This window comes from Pedobacter gandavensis (assembly GCF_032677645.1).
Classification (GTDB): domain Bacteria; phylum Bacteroidota; class Bacteroidia; order Sphingobacteriales; family Sphingobacteriaceae; genus Pedobacter; species Pedobacter gandavensis_A.
The window spans coordinates 145,692-162,158 of the sequence record NZ_JAVTSB010000005.1 but is presented as its reverse complement, the minus strand read 5'-3'; the positions used below and the strand labels follow the sequence as shown (position 1 = coordinate 162,158).

Annotated in this window: 11 protein-coding genes; all 11 read left to right on the top strand. The window is 41.7% G+C overall.

Going from position 1 to position 16,467, the window contains the following annotated elements; translation table 11 throughout:
• Positions 1 to 10: 10 nt before the first annotated feature.
• The 11 genes from R2Q66_RS10120 to R2Q66_RS10070 all read left to right on the top strand — a co-directional run bounded on the left by R2Q66_RS10120 (position 11) and on the right by R2Q66_RS10070 (position 16,427).
• On the top strand, positions 11 to 1,417 hold the full coding sequence (locus R2Q66_RS10120) for a hypothetical protein (RefSeq protein WP_316748457.1): 1,407 nt from the start codon (positions 11 to 13) through the stop codon (positions 1,415 to 1,417).
• A 226-nt stretch (positions 1,418 to 1,643) separates the two neighbouring features.
• The gene (locus tag R2Q66_RS10115) at positions 1,644 to 2,243 is read left to right on the top strand and encodes a TetR/AcrR family transcriptional regulator (protein WP_316748455.1); all 600 of its coding nucleotides are present in this window, start codon (positions 1,644 to 1,646) and stop codon (positions 2,241 to 2,243) included.
• A gap of 480 nt (positions 2,244 to 2,723) precedes the next feature.
• Positions 2,724 to 3,860 (top strand): efflux RND transporter periplasmic adaptor subunit, encoded by a 1,137-nt coding sequence (locus R2Q66_RS10110; protein WP_316748453.1) that lies wholly within the window; start codon positions 2,724 to 2,726, stop codon positions 3,858 to 3,860.
• Positions 3,861 to 3,868: 8 nt separating this feature from the next.
• Positions 3,869 to 7,060 carry an efflux RND transporter permease subunit gene (locus R2Q66_RS10105; RefSeq protein ID WP_316748451.1) on the top strand — a complete coding sequence of 1,064 codons (3,192 nt, stop codon included), beginning with the start codon at positions 3,869 to 3,871 and terminating at the stop codon, positions 7,058 to 7,060.
• Between the two features lie 23 nt (positions 7,061 to 7,083).
• Positions 7,084 to 8,493, top strand: coding sequence for an efflux transporter outer membrane subunit (locus R2Q66_RS10100; RefSeq protein ID WP_316748448.1), 1,410 nt, complete (start codon positions 7,084 to 7,086; stop codon positions 8,491 to 8,493).
• Positions 8,494 to 8,595: 102 nt separating this feature from the next.
• On the top strand, positions 8,596 to 9,189 hold the full coding sequence (locus tag R2Q66_RS10095; RefSeq protein ID WP_316748446.1) for an RNA polymerase sigma-70 factor: 594 nt from the start codon (positions 8,596 to 8,598) through the stop codon (positions 9,187 to 9,189).
• Between the two features lie 56 nt (positions 9,190 to 9,245).
• Positions 9,246 to 10,445: a FecR family protein gene (locus R2Q66_RS10090; RefSeq protein WP_316748444.1), complete on the top strand. Its 1,200-nt coding sequence runs from the start codon at positions 9,246 to 9,248 to the stop codon at positions 10,443 to 10,445.
• A gap of 7 nt (positions 10,446 to 10,452) precedes the next feature.
• A complete protein-coding gene (locus R2Q66_RS10085; protein WP_316748442.1) occupies positions 10,453 to 11,502 on the top strand; it encodes a PLP-dependent cysteine synthase family protein in 1,050 nt (349 codons plus the stop codon).
• A gap of 75 nt (positions 11,503 to 11,577) precedes the next feature.
• Positions 11,578 to 12,024, top strand: a complete 447-nt coding sequence (locus R2Q66_RS10080) for a protein-disulfide reductase DsbD N-terminal domain-containing protein (protein ID WP_316748441.1) — start codon at positions 11,578 to 11,580, stop codon at positions 12,022 to 12,024.
• Positions 12,025 to 12,031: 7 nt separating this feature from the next.
• Positions 12,032 to 13,735 carry a protein-disulfide reductase DsbD family protein gene (locus tag R2Q66_RS10075; RefSeq protein ID WP_316748440.1) on the top strand — a complete coding sequence of 568 codons (1,704 nt, stop codon included), beginning with the start codon at positions 12,032 to 12,034 and terminating at the stop codon, positions 13,733 to 13,735.
• Positions 13,736 to 13,910: 175 nt separating this feature from the next.
• Positions 13,911 to 16,427 (top strand): zinc-dependent metalloprotease, encoded by a 2,517-nt coding sequence (locus R2Q66_RS10070; RefSeq protein WP_316748439.1) that lies wholly within the window; start codon positions 13,911 to 13,913, stop codon positions 16,425 to 16,427.
• Positions 16,428 to 16,467 lie beyond the last annotated feature (40 nt).

Sequence of the window (16,467 nt, the reverse complement as noted above, 5' to 3'; positions counted from 1 at the left end):
GGGTATCTACATGAAATTGACATTAAAAATATCAGCAGCAATAATTCTATTGCTGCTGTTTTCTGTTTACGGGTATTTGTATTTCCGGGAATCCCGTTCCTATCATCAGCAAGTTGCCAAAAATGCATCTGTAGTGTATAAATTGAATGTGGATGGTTTACTGAAAACCCTGGCTATTGATTTTGCAGGCAATCCCGGCTATTATTTGAAAACTAATGAAAAAGAAGGGCAGCGGCCGGACTTCTCTTTACCTGCCAACATCTTTGTGTACTCCCTGGAAACATCAGCGCCAGGTACGTTTTATTCCGGTCTCGCTTTATCAGATACGACAGGATTAAATGCCTGGTTGAAAAGGATGCTTAAAGTCAGGGATTTTGAGGGAAGAGGAACAGAAGCGCCCTCCGAAGGCGGGGCCGGACAAGGAGTGGGGAGGACTATTGGAACTTCTGCCGATCGTAAAATCAGGGTTGCTTATGATGGAAAGACCCTTGCTATTGCTTACTCTTTCCGGAAAGAAGCCGTATTGGAAGAGTTGAATGATATTTTAGACCGAAAAAACAGGATGGAAGAGGCAGCTCCATTAATGATTGCCTTAAAAAAAGCGAAAGGTCATTTGAGCTGGACTAGCGAAACATATACAGGGCAGCTGAATTTCAAAGATGGGCTTGCAGTAATTGAAGGTAGCTTTCCGACCAAAGGTCTGGATATTCCTGATCAACCTCAGTCATTCGTTAAATTTGCGGATAATGCTTTAATAAAGGTATGGGTAAATGCAGGTTTTACGAGCTCCTGGATACCTAAAGAGCTGTCTTTAAAAGGTGTTTCTTTGCAAACAGATAGTCTGTTGAAATCCTATCTTGGCTTTGCCAGTCTGGAAATGGGGCCAGCTATTACTCAAATTGACTCCCTGATTGCTTATGAATACAATGATGATTTTGAAAAGGTGGCAACTGTTCAATTGAAAAAGCAGAAGGTGCCGAAGTTAAAATTGAGCCTGGCGGCCAGAACAGTGGATTTGTTGACCTATCTGGAAGCAAAACAGGTAATCGGTTTGGGCAAGGCGGTTAGTCCTGACAAAGGTCTCCATGCAGACAACAGGTTAAATAAGGAACTGTTCCCTCTGTATCAGGTATACAGCCGTACAAAAGGTGACATCTGGCAATTGAGTACGCAGGAAAATGATCCTATAAATAGGAGCGGAAGTGTTGCCCGGCAGCAGTCTGATTTCTTTTCGGCAGCTGCTGATTTAAAAGGAATTAGAGCCACTGAACTGTTTCCCTTATTGAACAGTTGGTTACAACCTTTTTCTCAATTGAAAATTAAGGCAGGAAAAATTGATAGCGGAACTGCCAGGTTAAACGGAACGTTGGAATTTGAGAATAAAAGTGTCAATGCTTTTATGCAATTGATCCGTTAAACAATGCTATTGAAGTTTTGATGAGGGTTGCATATAGCAGAAGAATAGTCTGAAAATTCTCAGTTGAAAAGGGGTGTCTTCAGAAATCATTTAAAATAAACCGGCTTTTAACCTTTGTTAAAGCCGGTTTATTAGTATTTGACAAATTAATGATGGGATTATCAGAACTACTATTTACATTTGCTTAACAGTGTTAAATTATTTACACTATTTTATTTTCTAAAACATGGGCAGTAAAGAACGCATACAACGGTTAAAAGAGGACACAAGACTCAATATATTGGATGCTGCACTGGAAATCGTGAAAGAAGATGGTTGGCAGTCGCTCAGTATGAGAAAGATTGCTGATAAAATTGAATATACCGCACCTATTATTTATGAGTATTTTGCCAATAAAGAGGGGATATTACTCGAATTAACCAGGAAAGGATATATCATTCTGTTTCAGGAGCTAAAAGCCGCAAAGATTCAGCATGAATTGCCTCAGGATCAATTAGAGGCGATGTGGATGGCTTATTGGGACTTTGCTTTTAAATACAAAGAATTGTATCAATTGATGTATGGTGTAGATATGAGCTGTTGCGAGGTGATGAAAGCATTCCCGGAAGCAGAAGCGACAACGAACATCATCTGTGATACGATCAAAGAACTGATGACTGCTGATCCGGTTGATGATGACCTGCTTTGCAGGAAATATTTTACCTTTTGGTCTGTTGTTCATGGCTTGATTTCAATCAACTTTGTGCGCAAGGGAACAGATAATATGACGAATCAACATATTCTTAGAGACGCACTTAAAGGAATTATAAAGTACGTTAACGATTAAAAAACGATTTTTGATAAGCTCAGGAGCTGGTTCGCTAAATAAGCACCATTGCTCAATACCAATACCAACGCTAGCATCCCTCATTAAAAAAAAAACATCAGTACCAATACACTAATAAACAATAATATTCAGGCATACCAGGCGGGTTAACTTCAATCCGTTTTTTTATCTAGTACTACTTAACACTGTTAAATCACTTACATCCGTTATTTGTCCGTTAAATCGGTACATCATGGAATAATTGTCGGCAGTATTTACTGACTTAACACTGTTAAACGACTTATACCCGTTATATAACCTGCTAAATTGAAGAAATATATGAAACATCAACCTGTTACCCAATACTACTTAACACTGTTAAATTACTTACATCTGTTTTTCAAACTCTAAATCAAATACATCATGAAATATTACCCCCCATCCGGCAGCAAGGCCGGAAACCATAGTGAGTCTTTAATAAATAACCCCTCAAATTACCTTATGAAATCAATATTATTACTTTCAACAGCCCTGTTTCTATTCGGATGCGCCAGCGAGCCTGCAACTGAAATTGCCGCTCCTGCGCCGACATTACCTGTAGTTTCTATCAGTCAGACTGCGGAAACTACTTTCCTGGAATACCCTGCATCCTTGCAAGGGGCGGTAGATCTGGAAATCCGCCCACAAGTATCGGGTGCATTGGAACAAGTTTTAGTCAATGAAGGCGCGCTCGTTCATGCCGGACAACCTTTATTCAAAATCAATGCACTTCCTTTTATGGAACAATTGAACAATGCCAAAGCAAACCAGCGTGCCGCAGAAGCAGCCGTATTAAATGCACAACTGGAAGTGGACAAGCTGATCCCTTTAGTACAAAACAAAGTGGTTTCTGATTTTCAATTGAAAACTGCCAAAACAGCGCATCAGATTGCCCTTGCCAATGTAGCACAGGCAAAAGCAAGCGTTGGAACGGCACAAATTAATATGGGATATACGCTGATTAAAGCGCCTGTGAGCGGATACATTGGCCGTTTACCTAAAAAACAAGGCAGTTTAGTATCGCCAACAGATCCAATGCCATTAACCAATTTATCTGATGTACATGAGATACGTGTGTACTTTTCTTTAGGTGAAGCAGATTTTATCAACTTCAAAGCCAAATATCCATCGGCTACTACTGCGGGAAAACTGAAAGACCTGGCTCCGGTATCTCTGATTTTATCTGATAATAGCGTATATGCGCAACTGGGTAAAATCGATATGATCGACGGACAGTTTGATAAGAATACGGGTTCCATCACGCTTAGAGCAAGTTTTACTAATGCCTCGGGTCTGTTGAGATCTGGAAATACCGGGAAAGTAAGGCTAAGTCTGGAACACCAGAATGCCATGCTGGTTCCACAATCTGCTACAGTTGAAGTACAGGATAAGGTTTTCGTATACACGGTTGACCAGCACAATAAAGTAGCGAAACAACCGATTAAAGTGATCGGAACCAGTGGTACAAACTACCTGATTAAAGATGGATTGAAATCCGGTGACCGTATCGTTTCTAAAGGATTTGAAATTCTGAAAGACGGGGATGCTATTGTTCCGGAAGTATCCAATGAAAAAACACCAAAAATTGCCGCTAACTAACCTCAGTCATGTTTAAGATATTCATACAAAGACCGGTCCTCGCCACAGTAATCTCTATTTTATTAGTGATTTTCGGGCTGCTTGGACTTTCAAAATTACCATTACAACAGTTTCCTGACATTGCGCCACCCGCAGTTCAGGTAACCGCCCTATATCCGGGGGCAAATGCGGAGACCGTATTGAGGGCTGTAGCACCTTCGCTGGAAGAGTCTATCAACGGGGTGGAAGGCATGAGTTACATGAGTTCTACCGCCAGTAATGATGGATCATTAGTGATTACGGTTTTCTTTAAACTGGGTACAGACCCGGATCAGGCAGCCGTAAACGTGCAGAACAGAGTAGCTCAGGCCACCAGTCAACTGCCCGCAGAGGTAGTTCAGGCGGGGATTACCACCGCTAAACAGCAGAACAGTTTGATCATGGTACTCGATATGTACACGGAAAACGAAGCCGAATACGATCAGACTTTCTTAGCCAATTATGCCCAGATTAACTTAATTCCGGAGATCAAAAGGATTCCAGGGGTAGGTTCTGCCAGTATTTTCGGTGGAAGTAAAGATTATTCGATGCGTATCTGGTTAAATCCTGCGCAAATGGCCAGTTACAACCTGATGCCTAATGAAGTGATGGCTGCCATCCAGAATAAAAACGTGGAAGCTGCTCCAGGGAAATTCGGCGAAAGCAGTAAAAATGCCTTTGAATATGTAATTAAGTATAAAGGTAAACTGAATCAGCCCAAAGATTATGAAAATATGGTGATCCGTTCTAATGTGGATGGCTCTATTTTGAGATTGAAGGATGTGGCAAGAGTTGAATTTGGCGCATATACTTATGGAAGTATCACCCGTATCAATGGAAAACCCGGCGTTGACATTGGGATTTTGCAATTGGCAGGTTCTAATGCCAATGAAATCCAGATCAAGATTCAGGAATTCCTGAAAAAAGCAGAGAAAGATTTCCCTAAAGGTGTAAAATATGATGTGATGTATAGCACAAAAGTTTCTTTAGATCAGTCTATTGATCAGGTGATTCATACTTTGATTGAAGCTTTTATCCTGGTATTTATCGTGGTGTTTATCTTCTTACAGGATTTCCGCTCTACGTTGATTCCGGCGATTGCTGTTCCGGTGGCAATTATAGGAACGTTTTTCTTTATGCAGTTATTTGGTTTCTCGATCAACTTACTGACTTTATTTGCCTTGATTCTGGCCATTGGTATTGTGGTAGATGATGCGATTGTAGTGGTAGAGGCCGTCCATGCGAAGATGGAGCAACAACATTTGCCTCCAAAAGAAGCAACAGCTTCGGCCATGCAGGAAATTACAGGAGCCATTATTTCGATCACTCTGGTAATGTCGGCTGTGTTTTTACCGGTTGGTTTTATGGAAGGCTCAACGGGTGTATTTTATAGACAGTTCGCTTTTACCCTGGCGATTGCCATTGTGATTTCAGCGGTTAATGCCTTGACTTTAAGTCCGGCTTTATGTGCTTTGTTTTTAAAAGACAACCATGCGAATCAAAAAGGAGCAGTTAAGAAAACCTTTTCAGAACGTTTCTTTTTAGGATTCAATACTGGCTTTAACAGCTTGACTAATAAATATATTGGTAGTCTTAGGTTCCTGATTCGCTTTAAGTGGGTTGGACTACTTGGACTATTGCTGATCACACTTTCTACGGTATGGATGGTGAAGAGAACGCCAACCGGATTTATTCCTTCGGAAGATCAGGGCTTTATTGCCATTGCGTTGTCGATGCCAGCAGGTGCTTCTTTAGAACGTACCACGATCGCCTTAAAAGAGGCAGAAAAAATCCTGATGCCTTTAGAATCTAACCGATTGCTGAATGTGCTTTCTGGTTTCAATATCATGACTCAAAGTACCAGTCCTTCGGCAGGTGTGGCTTTCGTGCTGCTTAAACCTACAGAGGAGCGTGGTAAATTGAAAAATATCAATGATATCATGAATGATATCAGAGCAAAACTGGGTAGTATAAAAGGTGCCAACTTCTTTGTCTTTACTTTCCCAACAGTTCCGGGTTTCAGTAATGTGGACGGATTGGATCTGGTATTACAAGATAAAACCGGTGGAAAGCTGGATAAATTTGCAGGCATCGGCTATAACTTCATCGGTGAATTGATGAAACGTAAGGAGATTGCTATTGCCTTTACCACCTTTAAAGCAGATTACCCACAATTTGAATTGAAAATTGATGAGGAGAAAGCGGAGCAGTTGGGTATCAATGTGAAAGACGTGCTGCAAACGATGCAAGCGTATTTTGGTAGTGCACAGGCTTCAGATTTCAACCGTTTCGGTAAATATTACCGCGTAATGGTGCAGGCAGATATTGCGGATCGTGCGGATGCTTCTGCCATGGATGCGGTTTATGTGAAAAATAAACAAGGAGAAATGGTGCCGATCAATACGGTGGCTACCTTATCCAGGGTGTATGGTCCGGAAACGGCATCAAGGTATAATCTATTTAACTCAATTGGTGTAAATGCCATTGCTAAACCAGGTTATAGTTCCGGCGATGCGATTAAAGCAGTGGAAGAAGTGGCGAAAAAACACCTTCCTTCTGGTTATTCATTTGAGTTCTCAGGTTTAACCAAAGAAGAGATTTCTTCGGGTGGACAATCGACGATCATCTTTATGTTATGTCTGATCTTCGTTTACTTCCTGTTAGCCGCTCAATATGAGAGTTATATCCTGCCTTTAGCAGTGGTGCTTTCTATTCCTGCCGGTGTATTCGGCGTATTTGTGGCGATTGGCCTTACCGGAATTGAGAACAATATTTATGTTCAGGTGGCTTTGGTGATGTTGATTGGCTTGCTGGCAAAGAATGCAATTCTGATTGTAGAATATGCCGTTCAGCGTAGGAAAGCAGGAAAAACCCTGGTTTCAGCTGCTTTAGAAGCCGCTAAACTACGTTTGAGACCGATTATCATGACTTCACTGGCCTTTATCGTAGGATTGATTCCGATGATGAGCGCAACCGGTCCATCTGCAATGGGTAACCATTCGATCAGTATCGGTGCTGCCGGAGGAATGATTTCTGGTGTAATACTAGGGCTATTCATCATTCCGGTATTGTTTGTCATCTTCCAGTACTTACAGGAAAAGGTAAGCGGAAAACCTCCATTGGCCGAAGAAATGAAGTCGGGGGTAAGCGTTAAACCAGATACGGAAATAATTTACTCTTAATCTTTCAGGACAATAGAACTCAAATGAAAACACCTATAAATAAACTCACAGCACTGATGCTCCTGATATTTCTGGGAGGCTGTAAAGTTTCAAAAGACATCATTGTACCTGTTGCAAGCATCCCTCAAACTTTCAGGAATGCTGAGGTAGATAGCGAGAATAGTATCGCTAAACTATCAGTAAAACAGTTTTTTACAGATCCTACCTTAGGTAATCTGATAGATACGGCTTTACTGAGAAATTACGATTTACAAATCGCAATGAAAAACATGACTGCTGCTGAATTATTGTTCCGACAGTCGAAGCTGGGCAACTTGCCAGAGCTTAACCTGAACATTACGGCCAACAGCAGCAGACCTTCTGATAATAGTTTGAATGGCCTGAGTGCTGGTCAGTTTTTAGGCACCAAACACATTGAAGATTTCAATGCAAACCTTGGATTGAGCTGGGAAGCAGACATCTGGGGAAAGATCGGTAGTCAGAAGAAAGCAGCATTAGCGACTTACCTGCAAAGCGCAGAAGCGAGGAAAGCGGTTCAAATGAGACTGATCGCAAACGTGGCGCAAGGATATTACCGCTTATTGATGCTGGACACTCAAATGTCTATTGCTAAAAGAAATGTTGCACTGAACGACAGTACTTTAACGATGATTAAGATGCAGTTTGATGCCGGACAGGTGAGTTCACTGGCCATTCAACAGGCCGAAGCGCAGCAATTGGTTGCCGCTCAGTTGATTCCTTCATTAGAACAAAACATCAACATCCAGGAAAATGCATTGAGCATGCTTGCCGGACAGCTTCCTGCCGCGATTATCCGCCAGGGAAGTCTGGATCAGGCTAGATTCCCAACGCAATTATCGGCAGGAATCCCTGCGGCATTGTTGGCGCAAAGACCGGATGTACGTTCTGCGGAGCTTGCTCTTGATCTGGCGAATGCCCGGGTTGGTGTGGCTAAAGCGAGTATGTATCCATCTTTAAACATCAGCGCAACTGCGGGTTTAAATGCTTTTAAAGCCAGTAACTGGTTCAATATACCGGCTTCCTTGTTTGGTGTAGTGGCAGGTGGTGTAACTCAACCTCTATTTCAGCGCAAACAATTGAGAACCCAATTTGAGCTGGAAAAGATCGAAAGAGAAAAAGCGGTGCTTCAATTCAGACAGTCGGTTTTAACGGCTGTAGGAGAGGTTTCTGATGAGCTGATCGCCATTGAAAAACTAAAACAGCAGGAAGCTATCGCTCAAAGGAGGGTAAATACCTTAAAACAGGCGGTTAAAAATGCAGGTTTACTGTTCAATAACGGCATGGCAAATTATTTAGAGGTGATTACCGCTCAAAGTAATGCTTTACAAAGTGAATTAGAGTTGGCCAGCATTAAAACGGCCGAACTCCATGCTACTGTGGCACTTTACCGTGCTTTAGGGGGTGGTTTTTAAGATCTGAAATGAATTAAGAGATATTTTTTTATAGCAGGGATGATAAGATTAATGTTTTAATTATTTAACATTGGCGCTTATTAACATCTTTTTATAGAGGCTATGTTTCCTAACAAACCCGGAATTTATACCGAACAGGAACTGCTGGAAGAAGTTGCAGGGGGCAACGAATCCGCGTTCAAACTGCTATACGATACGTATGCAGGCAAGGTATATACCATGGGCATGAAGTATCTTAAATCCCCCTTTTTGGCCCAGGATGCTGTTCAGGAGGTTTTTGTGAAAGTTTGGAAGAACCGGGAGCAATTGACCAGCCTGAACAGCTTTCCTGCATGGCTGACGACCATTTCCAGGAACCAACTCATCAATGATCTTCAGCGTCAGTTTCCTATGGATTCTTTGGATTCCATTTCACCGGATCATCAGCATCAGGCAATTACAGGCGATGAGGTAGACTACCGGGAACTGGAAAAAGTGATTAAAATCGGGATCAGTTCTTTTTCTCCGAGGCAGCAACAAATCTACATCCTGAGCAGGGAAGAGGGTTTGAGCCATAAACAAATCGCCGCGCAACTCAATATTTCCTACGATATGGTAAGGGAACACATGAGCCTTGCGCTAAAGAATCTGCGTAAATTTCTTGAAAATCATTATACCCATTTGCTACTCCTGTGGCTGTTTTCGAGGTATAATTAAAAAAAATAAAATAACACCCCCCACAACATTTCATTTTCACTGTCTATCTAATTGTAATGACACCAGAAACATTTAAATCACTTCTATCAGGTTACCGAATGGGCAGTTTAAGTCCAGCGGAGCAACAACAGCTTATGGCTTTGTTGCATGATCCGACCTATCGTGAAGAACTGGAAAGCTTATTTACGGAAGACCTGTCTGCTACAGAATTCCCGGTTATCGCCGGAAAAGAGGAGTTAGATCTGGTTTATGAACAAGTTAAATTACAAACCGCGGAAGCTCAGGTTTTACGTTTCCGGCCAATGCATTGGGCTGCAGCTGCTGTTGCCGTTCTTGCTATCGGAATCGGAGGTTATTATCTGAGTTCTATGCCGGCAAAACTGCAGGGCGATACGGTCCTTACGGCAGCGCAAAAAGGGGAGTATATCCTTCCCGGAGGCAATAAAGCGGTGCTGACCCTATCGGACGGTTCTCATATTGAGCTGGATGAAATGGCCAATGGCGAGATCGCTAAAGAATCAGGCGTAAAGATTACAAAAACTGCCGATGGCAGGTTATTATACACGGTACGTGAGGGTTTAGCGCATGTTAAACCGGCTTTTAATACCATTTCTACGCCTAAAGGGGGACAATATCAGATTGCCCTTCCCGATGGAACGATGGTTTGGCTGAATGCGGCTTCTTCCCTGAAGTTCCCTTCTTCCTTTACTGGGAACGACCGGTTAGTGAGCCTTACCGGTGAAGCTTATTTTGAAGTGGCAAAGGACAAAAAGAAGCCTTTTAAGGTGCAAACGGAGCAGCAGGAAGTGGAAGTTTTAGGTACACATTTCAACATCAATGCGTATGATGATGAAGGTGTGGTGAAAACCACCCTGATTGAAGGGAGTGTGAAAGTAAAATTGCCTTCCAACAAATCGGCTCTGCTTAAACCGGGTGAGCAATCGCTGGTGTCAAATGATATTAAAGTGAATCAGGTCGATGCGAATTCGGCGATAGACTGGAAACAGGGATTGTTCTGGTTTAATGATGAAAGTATATATAGTATTATGCGTCAGTTTTCGAGATGGTATAATATAGAGGTTGAATATAGGGGGGATGTGCGGAATGTTCGTTTTGGTGGACAAGTTTCGCGGATGAAGAATTTAGCCCAGGTACTCCGGATCATGGAGCTTACGAAATCCATTCAGTTTAGGGTGGAAGGAAATAAGATCATTGTGATGCCTTATGAGCAACCTGGCCAAAACCAGACCAAATAAATAATTAATGACAACAGCAGAATTAACCACCGAAGAATGTTTATCTACCGACCTGGCTAGTAAATTCGAGCATTTATGGCACCTGGTAGGCAATACGCCTATGTTGGAGCTACATTACCTGTATAAAGGTAAACCAGGTAAGATTTACGTGAAGTGCGAACACTACAACCTGACGGGCAGTATCAAGGACAGAATGGCCTTGAATATTTTATATGAAGCCTATAATTCCTGCACGATTAAGCCGGGAGATACCATTGTGGAAGCTACTAGTGGCAATACCGGGATCGCTTTTGCGGCTATCGGGCGTACTTTAGGCCATCCGGTGAAAATTATCATGCCGAACTGGTTGAGTAAGGAGCGCATCGACATCATCAGAAGCATGGGTGCTGAGGTAGTTTTAGTGAGCAAGGAAGAAGGTGGGTTTTTAGGAAGCATCAGCATGTGTGAAGAACTGGCTAAAAAGGGCGGTGTATTCTTGCCGAGACAGTTCGAAAACCAACATAATGAAGCTGCACACGAGAAAACCACCGGAATGGAGATCTGGGAGCAATTGAAATTAAAGGGCTTAACACCGGATGCTTTTGTAGCTGGTGTGGGAACGGGTGGTACGGTAATGGGCGTAGGTAAATGCCTGAAAGCAAAACAACCAGCCATTAAGATTCATCCACTGGAACCTGCCGAAAGTCCAACGTTGACTACCGGTTATAAAGTAGGAAGCCATAGAATTCAAGGTATTTCGGATGAGTTTATTCCTGAAATTGTACGTTTAAATGAGCTGGATGAAGTGATTCAGGCAAATGACGGGGATTCGATTATCATGGCGCAGAAGTTAGCGAAAGAACTAGGGCTTGCCGTAGGGATTTCTTCCGGAGCAAATGTGATTGGTGCCATCAAACTGAAAGAACAGATGGGGGATGATGCCGTAGTCGTGACTTTACTTTGTGATAGTAATAAGAAATATTTGAGTACGGATCTGGTGAAAGTGGAGCCGGTTAAAGCGGGTTATATATCTACAGATTTAGAATTCACAGCTTACCACCCGATTTGCCGTTTATAGTAATTTATTAGTTAAATAATTAACCACCCAATACCTATTAATACATAAGTTCGTAACACACATAAAAACAACAATATGAAAAATCTATTCTTATTTGCTGTTGCCTTGCTTTTCAGCATGACAGCGAGCAGCCAGATTCTGAAGCCAGTGAAGTGGAGTTATGCCGCAAAAAGAACCTCTAAAACAGAAGCTACCTTATACATAAAAGCTACAATTGAGGACGGATGGCACCTTTATTCACAAAACATCCCTGATGGCGGACCGGTAAAAACATCTTTTACTTTTGCTCCTTCAAGTACTTATAAGCTGGTTGGAAAAACAATAGAACCAAAGCCGATCACGAAATTTGAGAAAGCATTTGACATGAACGTTGGTTACTTCGAAAACGGAGCCATCTTTCAACAAAAAATTAAATTAACAGGCGCAAGTGCTATTGTTAAAGGAACTTTGGAATTTATGGTTTGTGATGAATCACAATGTCTACCTCCGGAAACTGTTCAATTTTCGATTCCAGTAAAATAAACAAAATATGACTTTTAAATATGATCAGACGAGCCTTAAAACGCTCGTCCTGGGACTCTTATTGCTTTTTTGTTCGGTAACTACCGCCTTTTCACAACAGGCAGATACTGCTATTAACGACCTTGAATTTACTGAAATTAAGGAAGAAGTACCTGTAAAAGATAGCATTACGGCAACCGTTGTAGTTGCTGCAAAGGATTCGCTTAAAGGAAAAGATGGCCTTTTAGCGAAGGATGCTAGTACTGTAGCTCCGGCGCAGGAAGAAAAACAAGGGCTGACGGGGATCTTTATTGCCGGTTTTATCGGTGGTTTAGCGGCCTTATTGATGCCTTGTATTTTTCCGATGTTACCCTTAACGGTGAGTTTCTTTACTAAAGGGAGTCAGACTAAAGGGAAAGCGGTGAGCCGTGCTGCGTTTTATGGCCTTTCGATCATCGTCATTTATGTGGTCCTGGGGCTATTGGTGACGGTTATCTTTGGTGCCGATGCTTTGAACAGCCTTTCTACCAATGGTATTTTCAACTTCCTGTTCTTTATTTTACTATTGATCTTTGCAGTTTCCTTTTTAGGGGCATTTGAAATTACTTTGCCTTCTTCCTGGGTAAATAAAATGGATGCGAATTCTGATAAAGGTGGTCTTGCCGGTTTGTTTTTCATGGCAGGAACCCTTGCACTGGTTTCTTTCTCCTGTACTGGTCCGATTATCGGCACTTTATTAGTTCAGGCGGCAACTAGTGGCGCTTTATTAGGACCTGCAATCGGAATGTTCGGTTTCTCTTTTGCCCTGGCGATTCCTTTTGCCTTATTTGCTTTGTTCCCGTCCTGGTTAAGCGCTTTGCCTAAATCAGGTGGTTGGTTAAACAGTGTGAAAGTAGTGCTGGGTTTCCTGGAACTGGCTTTAGCGATGAAGTTCTTAAGTAATGTAGATCTTGCGTATCATTGGAACTGGTTCGACAGAGAGGTATTCCTGGTCTTATGGATTGTGATTTTCGGACTAATGGGCTTGTATCTGTTGGGGAAATTAAAGTTTTCTCATGATAGTCCGGTTAATTTCATCTCTGTTCCGAGGTTAATGATTTCAGTAGTGGTTTTATCTTTTACTGTTTATATGATCCCTGGTTTATGGGGTGCGCCATTAAAGTCGATCTCGGCCTTTTTGCCTCCGCAAGCTACTCAGGACTTTGATTTGTACACCCCAACTTTAACCGGTGGGAGTACCAGTTCTAATGTAAAACACGAAGAAGGACCTCATAAATATGCTGATATCTTTCATGCGCCATTAAACCTGAATGTTTTCTTTGATTACGCAGAGGGAATGGCCTATGCTAAAAAGGTAAACAAGCCGGTGATGATTGATTTCACAGGTCATGCCTGTGTGAATTGTCGCAAGATGGAAGCCAATGTTTGGCCAGATAAAGCGGTTTACAATCGATTGAGCAATGATTTTGTGATCATACAGTTATATGTAGATGATAAAACAGAATTGGAAGCCAATGAGAAATTTACTTCAACATTTAGCGGCAAAGCCGTAAATACGATAGGAAACAAATGGAGCGACTTTCAGGCCGCGAAGTTTAATTCCAACTCACAACCTTATTATGTGCTACTTGGGCACGACGAAAAGTTGCTGGTGCAGCCTACAGGTGCAAATTATAATGCAGAGGAATACCTTAAATTCCTCAATAGTGGCTTAAATAGTTTCAATGAATAATTGAAATATTAGGTTTAATAGTTAATAGTCGTAAATGATGGCCTGTGGATGCAGGTCATCATTTTAGTAAACGGCCATTTAGTTTCGATGGTAAAAAAACTGTTATTCTTCGTCTCCTATGGAAAGAACATCTATAAAATAGATAATTTAGAAAAATATAAACCAATTACTAAGAATGAAACAATTAAGTTTGATTACACTGGTGCTTCTAGGCGCTGGAGTTCAGGGTTTCTCCCAACAGAAAAACCCTAAAAAAGGAGCTGTAGTACCAGCAGGACCTCCAAGTCCGGTAAACCGACCGGCAGCTACTGGTCCTAAGCCGTATGCAGAAGTGATTACTGCTAAAGCAAAAACGGACAAGGGGCTTTTTAAAGTGCATACGATAGAAGATCGTTATTTCTTCGAAATTCCTGATTCTTTAATGGATAGAGAGATTTTAGTAGTCAATAGAATCAGTAAAGCCGCAGCAGGAAACCGTTCTCAAATGATGGGATATGGTGGTGATCAGATTAACGATAATGTGATTTCCTTCCAGAAAGGCCCGGCCAACAAATTGTTTCTAAAGAGTATTTCTTATGCGGAGCGTTCGCAGGATACCACTGGTTTATATAAATCTGTATTGAATTCAAATTTGCAGCCTTTAGTAGCTTCATTTGACGTTAAAGCCTTATCTAAGGATTCGGTGTCCGGTGCTAAAGGTGTGGTTATTGATGTTACAGAATACATGAATGGCGACAATGAAATTTTCTTCTTTGATCCATCAGTGAAGAAAGCTTTAAACTTAACTGGTTTGATGCCGGACAGGAGTTATATCAAAGAAATCAAGGCTTATCCAATGAACATTGAGATCCGTACCTTGAAAACCTATATGAAGTCTGCACCTGCAACTCCAGGTATGATGGGGCCGCCTGCTGCTACCCCGGCAACTTATGAACTGAACAGTTCGATGGTGTTGCTACCTGGAAAGCAAATGAAAGCCAGGTATTTTGATCCTCGTGTAGGTTATTTTGCCACTCGTTATGTAGATTTTGACTCGAACCCACAAGGTGTTAAAGACCTTTCTTTGATCACCAGATGGAGATTAGAACCAAAAGATGAAGATATTGAGAAATACAAAAGAGGTGAGTTGGTAGAGCCTAAAAAGCAAATCGTTTATTATATCGATCCGGCAACACCAAAAAAATGGGTTCCTTATTTGATGCAAGGTGTAAACGACTGGCAGATTGCTTTCGAAAATGCAGGTTTCAAAAATGCGATTGTGGCTAAAGAAGCCCCTTCAGATCCATCATGGAGCATTGAGGATGCCAGACATAATGTGATTATTTACAAACCTTCTGATATTCCTAATGCCAGCGGACCACACGTTCATGATCCACGTACCGGAGAAATTCTGGAAACGCATGTGAACTGGTATCACAATGTGATGTTAATCCTGAGAAACTGGTACCTGATTCAGGCAGGGGCAGTAGATCCTGAAGCTCGTAAAATGAAGTTTGATGACAAGCTGATGGGGGAATTGATTCGTTTCGTTTCTTCTCATGAGATTGGTCATACGCTTGGATTACGCCATAACTTTGGTTCTTCGGCAACTGTACCGGTAGAGAATCTGAGAAACAAACAATGGGTAGAGAAAAACGGTCACACGCCATCTATCATGGATTACGCACGTTTCAACTATGTTGCGCAACCGGAAGATCACATCAGTTCTAAAGGGATTTTCCCAAGAATCGGTGATTATGACCTTTGGGCAATCGAATGGGGATACAAATGGAAGCCTGAATTTAAAGGCCCTGAAGAAGAACTTCCTGCTTCGAATAAAGAGATCATGAACAGAATTACGGCAAACAAACGTTTGGTTTTTGGTACAGAATCTGACCCTAATGATCCACGTAATCAGAATGAAGATTTAGGGGATAATGCCATGTTAGCTTCTGCTTATGGTATTAAAAACTTAAAACGTATTCTTCCTAATCTGTTAACCTGGACTAAAGAGGCTAATGAAGGTTACGAGAATGCAAGTACATTTTACAGTGAGGTGATTTCTCAATATGGTCGTTACATGGGTCATGTGACTAAAAATGTGGGAGGTATTTATACTACGCCAAAAACAGTAGAACAAGCTGGTGCAGTATATGTTGCCGTTCCATTGGCGACACAAAAGGAAGCGATGACTTTCTTAAATGCCCAGTTGTTTAACAGTCCAACCTGGTTGATCAACAAAGAATTGATAGAGCGTACTGGTTTTAACGCAGTTAATGTGTTTCAAGGTGTTCAAAAGAATACGTTGAGCAGATTAATGAGTGCTGGTACAATTAGCAAACTGATCAATGCGGAAGTGATGAATGGTACTAAGGCTTATACTGCAGACCTTCTTTTTGCTGACCTTAAAACTGGTATCTGGTCTGAATTATACAGCCATAAACCAATTGATGTATACAGAAGAAACCTTCAGAAAGCTTATGTAGATTACTTAAGTAAGCTAATGGTTGCTCCGGCACCGGGTGCTGCCAGCTTCCCCGGGATGAGAGTGTTGGATCCAACAAGCTCTGATGTGTCTAGTATCGGCCGCGCCAAAATGGTGGCCTTAGCTAAGGACATCCGTGCGGCTATTCCTACGGCTACCGGATTGAGTAAATACCATTTACAAGACCTTTTGGTTCGCGTAAATAACGTATTGAATCCAAAGTCTTAACTAACCCATCTGATACCGGATAAAACAACCGGAATATCGG